Source organism: Dethiosulfatibacter sp., assembly GCF_983023055.1.
Genome location: NZ_CEZJXU010000126.1, coordinates 1 through 5,624 on the forward strand (window position 1 = coordinate 1; position 5,624 = coordinate 5,624).

Below are 5,624 nucleotides of genomic sequence, written 5' to 3' on the forward strand. Positions count from 1 at the left end.
CAAACGTATATATTAATGAGGGAACCATTAAAAAGATAGACAGATGTACATTTGAATGTGAAAAGACTGTAAATGCAGAAGGAAAGCTTGTTCTTCCGGGATTTATAGACCCTCATGTACATTTCTCACTGAACCTTGGGGAGTTCAGTTCAAGGGACGATTTTGAGTCCGGGTCCAGAACTGCTGCCTTTGGCGGCGTCACCACATTTCTTGATTTCACTAGACCTGTATTCAGCCATGAGGAAGCCTTGGTGGCAATAAGGGAAAGGAAAAAAGAGGCTGAAAAGTCATGTGTTGACTATTCCTTTCACCTTACTCTTGGGAATTTCTCTGGAGATGTTGAAAACCTTGTGAAAACATGCAGGGAGGAAGGTCTTGGAAGCATTAAGGTATTTACAGCCTATTCAGAATCAAACAGAAGATGCTCCTACGAAATCATAGAAAAAATCCTTGAAAATGACATTCTTCTAATGTCCCATTCCGAGGAGGATGAACTTGTAAATCCCATTTGGGAAGAAGTAGCCACCTACGAGGAGTCAAGACCTGTAGTAGCTGAAATGACTTCTGTTGAAAAGCTGTGCAGGATTACGGAGGATAGGAAGGGCAAACTATACATAGTCCACGTTTCATCAGGATCAACCGTCGAGATGGTAAAGGATGAATTCGGACCATTGTTGAATAAAAGCATATTTCTTGAAAGTTGTCCCCACTATTTCAATCTATCATCGGAATTTTATTGTCGAAAGGATGGTAGGCTCTATCTAATGGCACCTCCACTGAGGTCCAGGGAGGAAGTTGAAAAACTAAAAAATAATATGGACTTTATTTCAACCATAGGAACGGACCATTGTCCATTCATGAAAGAGGAAAAGTCTAAATATGAAAGGGCCGACAAGGTGCCCAAGGGGATAGGAGGAATAGAACATTCCTTTTCTCTAATGTATACGCTTTTCGGTGAAAAGATTATTCCAAAGTTCACATCCAGTCCTGCTGAAATATTCGGTCTTGGAAAAAAAGGAAGGATAGGTGAAGGATTTGACGGAGATATTGTAGTCTATGATGAAAATATTTCCCGGGCAATAGAAAGTGGAGCTTCAAGATGCGACTATACCGTATATGAGGATATGGTAGTACGGGGAAAGGTAATAACAACCATATCCAGGGGAAGGATAATAATGGACAAGGGAATATTCTACGGGGGAAGAGGCAAGTTTTTTAGGAGGTGAACCATGAAGGCAATAATAAATCTCAAGATTTACGATTATGAGAATTATATTGACAACGGATATATAATATTCGACAAGAAAATAATAGAAGTGGGACATATGGATGACTTCAAGTCTTCCCATGAAAGGATAGACGGAAAGGGAAAACTTCTCATTCCTGGACTTGTAAACTTCCATACCCATGTATATTCAACACTTTTCAGAGGCCTTGATATGAAGGCATCGCCAAAGACTTTCAAGGGAGTACTTGATGATATATGGTGGAAATTTGATTCAAAGCTTCTCTTGGAAGATATTGGTCTCAGTGCTGAAGTATATTGTGACGAGTGCCTTAAGGCGGGAGTTACATCAATCATAGACCATCATGCCAGTGGAGAGATAAACGGCAGTCTTGACGTTTTGAGAAATGTTATCAAAAAGAAGTTTGGCATGAAGGCAATGTTATGTTTCGAGACAAGTGACAGGTTTGACATTGGTGAATGTATAAGGGAAAACCTCCATCCCATTGAAATGGGAGACGGCTTTTTTGGACTTCATGCACTTATGTCCCTAAGTGATGAGTCCCTTGAAAAAATCAAGGAAAATGCTGGGGAAAATCCAATTCATGTACATGTGGCTGAAAGCATTGAGGATGAGGAGCATTCCATTGAAAACTACGGATTGACTGTGGTTGAAAGGCTTGAGAAGTTTGGCCTTCTCAACGAAGATTCAATACTTGCCCACTGTGTAAACATAAACGAAAGGGAAGGGGAGCTTATAGGAAGAAGAAATTGTGTAATTGCCCTTAATCCAACCTCCAACATGAATAATGCTGTAGGATTATTCGACTATAATCTTTTTAAAAGGAATAATATAAAAATAATCATAGGAACAGATGGACTTGGAGTAAATATCATGAGGGAATGGCAGAACCTTTACTATCTTGGAAAGCAGTCAACTGAAAATCCTAGTGGAATAGGACTTGATGAAATAAGAAAACATATGGCTGAATCATACAGATTTTTTAACAGGATTTCCGGATCCAAGATAGGAAGGATAAAAGAGGGATATGACTCTGATTTTCTGGTTTTCGATTATTGTCCTCCTACTCCAATGGATGATGACAATGCCTTTGGACATGTTTTCTTCGGAGTTTTTGACAGCATGAAGCCTAGATATGTCATTGCAGATGGAAACTACAAGATCAACGACTACAAACCTCAGATCGAATTTGAAATGAGACAGGATCTGGTAAGGGAACTGTGGGAAAGGATTGGTGAATCACTATGAATACTACAGTGAAGCTTTTTGGGAAAACTTTTGACAATCCACTTTTGCCTGCATCGGGACCAATAGTGGGTGAACTTGAAACTCTTGAATACTTTAACGAGTCATCTACGGGAGGAATAGTAACCAAAACAATTTCAGTGGAAGGAGCTGTTGTGAAAAAACCATGCATAATAGCCACAAGTCACTGTGTACACAATACTGAATTGTGGAGCGAATATCCTCTGGAGAAGTGGTCTGTGGATATCTTGCCCAATCTTAAGAAGAATCTTAAGAAACCTTTGATAGTAAGTGTAGGTTATACAGCTGAGGATTTGGAAATAGTAGTTCCTCAAGTTGAGGAATATGCAGATTTCTTCGAAGTTAGTACACATTATGGAAAGGACAAGCTGGAGTCTCTTGTTACCAGGATATGTGAACTTACGGACAAGCCTGTATTCATAAAGTTGAGTCCACATATAGAAGATTATCTGGAGTTTGTTGAAATAGCGGTAAACTGCGGAGCTAGTGGAATAGTAGCAATAAATTCTCTTGGCCCTGGAATTGTTGTGGACCTTAAAAATCGCTCTGTGAAGTTGGGTATAGACGGCGGAAAATCATGGGTGTCTGGACCAAGCATCAAGCCCGTAGCCCTTAACCGCGTTGTCAATATCAGAAAGAAATTTCCGGACCTTTCGATAATTGCCTGTGGTGGTGTAGAAAAGGCTGAGGATGTACTTGAATTTATCCTGGCCGGAGCGGACCTTGTACAAATGCTTTCTTCTGCTCTCATGAAGGGCAGGGAACTTTTTAATAAAATTGTGGCTGACCTTCCAGCAGCTATGGAAAAATATGATATACAATCCATTGAGGATTTGAGAAATACGGACCTTGGACTTGAACCAAAGGGAAGTGGAGGATATCCACAGGTAGACAATGATGTCTGCACAAGATGCGGAATATGCGTGAAAGTATGTCCTCAGATGGCACTTTCTCTTAATACGGAAGTCATCCTTGAGAAAGAAAAATGCATAAACTGTGGACTTTGCCAGTCAAAATGTCCTGTTGAAGCAATAAAGGGAGTGTTGTAATGGTGGAATACTATCTGGAGTGCATCACTTGCGACAAGAAGTACAAGGCGGAGAAGGGATTGTACTGGTGCAAGGACTGCGGGTCTATAATGGGAACGCTTCAGATAATATACGATTATGAATCATTGAAAAAAACCATAGACAGGGATTCAAGCTTTTCTGAAAGGGATAGCATTGTGCAGTTTGAAGAGCTTCTTCCTGTTAGATTTTCAACAGATATCGATAAATTCATTGGAGGTACTCCTCTTTATAAATTTAAGAATAAATTCGGAATTGAAAATATAATGATAAAGTTTGATGGAATAAGCATGTCTGGATCCTATAAGGACAGGGCAAGTATCATAGCAGTAAACAAGGCTTTGGAAGAAGGATATGATACAATTTTTTGTGCTTCCACTGGTAATGCTGCATCATCACTTGCACTATTAAGTGCCAGCACTCTTCTTGACACCTACATTTTTGTTCCTTCTAAAATACCAAGGGGCAAGCTCGTACAGCTGGTTGCTGCGGGAGCAAGGATAGTTCCAATAGAATCTTCCTACGACCAGGTTTTTGACATTTCGCTGGACATAGGTCTTAAGAACAATTGGTATTGCAGAAACTCTGCTGTGAATCCATATCTTCTTGAAGGAAAGAAAACAGGGGCTTATGAAATAATTGTACAAAACAATTATGAAGTGCCCGATTATTGTATTGTAGCTGTTGGAGATGGTACAGTAATAAGTTCAATCTGCAAGGGCTTCAGTGAATTTTACAAGCTTGGTCTCATTGAAAAGATTCCAAAGGTACTAGGTGCCCAGGCCGAAGGTGCTGCCACGGTGAAGCATGTATTCGAAAATGGAAAGCCTTACAAGCCCATTATTGAGGATGTTGATACAGTTGCAGACAGCATATGTGTTGGGAATCCAAGAGACGTGGTGAAAGCCTGTACCTTCATGGAGAAAAATGGAGGATATTTTACAACTGTAAGTGATGAGGAAATAATTCATGCTATTGGTGAAATGGCAAGTGAAACAGGAATCTTTTCAGAACCGGCAGGCGCTGCAACTCTGGCTTGTCTCAAAAAGCTACTTTCAAACGGGAAGATTAAATCCTGTGACAAGGTTTGTCTAATAGTTACAGGAAATGGACTGAAGGATGTGGATGCTCTGGGAGAACTGAGCAATATTAGAAAATATACAGTTGAAGAAGCATATAAATTATTTGAGGGGGTTAAGTATGAGGTTTAAAGAGATAGTACAGCCAACAACACTGGATCAGGTTGTTTCTGAAATGAATAACAGCAAATATACTATAATTGGGGGAGGATTGTTTCTAAAGCTTCAAAAAGGTTATGTAAACAAAGGAATAGACCTGTCAAAGCTTAACCTTGACTATATTAGGGATGAAGAAGATAGAATAAGGATAGGAGCAATGACCACTTTGAGGGAGCTGGAAAAAAGCAGTCTATTTCCTGACTGTATAGGTCAGTCCGTTTTACAGGTTGGGGGAGTTGGTTTAAGAAATCTTGCAACCATTGGAGGAAGTGTCAGTGGAAAGTATTCCTTCTCTGACATAGGTACTGCTCTTATAGCACTTGATGCAAGGCTTAGGTTCCATCTCTATGGTGAGATACCAATGATTGAATATCTGAATTCAAATACTGTCAAAAACGATATACTTGTTGAAGTATCATTTTCAAAGGTTGGATTTTCATCCTTCAAGGCTTTCAAGCACAACTATACCGACTTTGCCTTGGTAAATATTTGTGTAACATCAGGGGACAAAATCAGAATCGCAGTTGGAGCAAGGCCTGGAAAGGCGGTTCTAATCAAGGATATTAATACTAAGCACAATGCACAGGAGCTTTTGAGGGACGTGGAATTTTCTAACGACTTCAGGGGAACCGGAGCATATAGAAGAAGCGTGGCGGAAACCATGCTGTCGGACATATTGAAGGAGGGGTTATTTTGGAAGTAAAGCTTAAAATAAACGGAAGAGAATACAATCATTCGATTAAGCCAGACGAATACCTTTTGGATACTCTCAGGGACCTTGGAATCAAGAGCGTCAAAAGGGGCTG

At 40.0% G+C, this 5,624-nt stretch carries 5 protein-coding genes; all 5 read left to right on the top strand.

All coding sequences use genetic code 11. From position 1 onward, the window contains the following. Positions 1 to 1,226 (top strand): dihydroorotase (locus AC3AX0_RS05925; RefSeq protein WP_487549384.1); only part of this gene is annotated, 1,226 nt, incomplete at its 5' end. 3 nt (positions 1,227 to 1,229) lie between these two features. Then, on the top strand, positions 1,230 to 2,495 hold the full coding sequence (locus tag AC3AX0_RS05930; protein ID WP_487549385.1) for an amidohydrolase family protein: 1,266 nt from the start codon (positions 1,230 to 1,232) through the stop codon (positions 2,493 to 2,495). Then, positions 2,492 to 3,562 carry a 4Fe-4S binding protein gene (locus AC3AX0_RS05935; RefSeq protein ID WP_487549386.1) on the top strand — a complete coding sequence of 357 codons (1,071 nt, stop codon included), beginning with the start codon at positions 2,492 to 2,494 and terminating at the stop codon, positions 3,560 to 3,562. The genes AC3AX0_RS05930 and AC3AX0_RS05935 overlap by 4 nt, the downstream gene beginning before the upstream one ends. Beyond that, on the top strand, positions 3,562 to 4,791 hold the full coding sequence (gene thrC / locus AC3AX0_RS05940; protein WP_487549387.1) for a threonine synthase: 1,230 nt from the start codon (positions 3,562 to 3,564) through the stop codon (positions 4,789 to 4,791). The genes AC3AX0_RS05935 and thrC overlap by 1 nt, the downstream gene beginning before the upstream one ends. Then, positions 4,781 to 5,521 carry an FAD binding domain-containing protein gene (locus AC3AX0_RS05945; protein WP_487549388.1) on the top strand — a complete coding sequence of 247 codons (741 nt, stop codon included), beginning with the start codon at positions 4,781 to 4,783 and terminating at the stop codon, positions 5,519 to 5,521. The genes thrC and AC3AX0_RS05945 overlap by 11 nt, the downstream gene beginning before the upstream one ends. The last annotated feature ends 103 nt before the right edge of the window (positions 5,522 to 5,624 follow it).

Excerpts from the sequence above, each read along its gene's own strand:
- AC3AX0_RS05930 (WP_487549385.1), top strand. The coding sequence starts at position 1,230 with ATGAAGGCAATAATAAATCTCAAGATTTACGATTATGAGAATTATATT.
- thrC (WP_487549387.1), top strand. The coding sequence starts at position 3,562 with ATGGTGGAATACTATCTGGAGTGCATCACTTGCGACAAGAAGTACAAG.
- AC3AX0_RS05935 (WP_487549386.1), top strand. The coding sequence starts at position 2,492 with ATGAATACTACAGTGAAGCTTTTTGGGAAAACTTTTGACAATCCACTT.
- AC3AX0_RS05945 (WP_487549388.1), top strand. The coding sequence starts at position 4,781 with ATGAGGTTTAAAGAGATAGTACAGCCAACAACACTGGATCAGGTTGTT.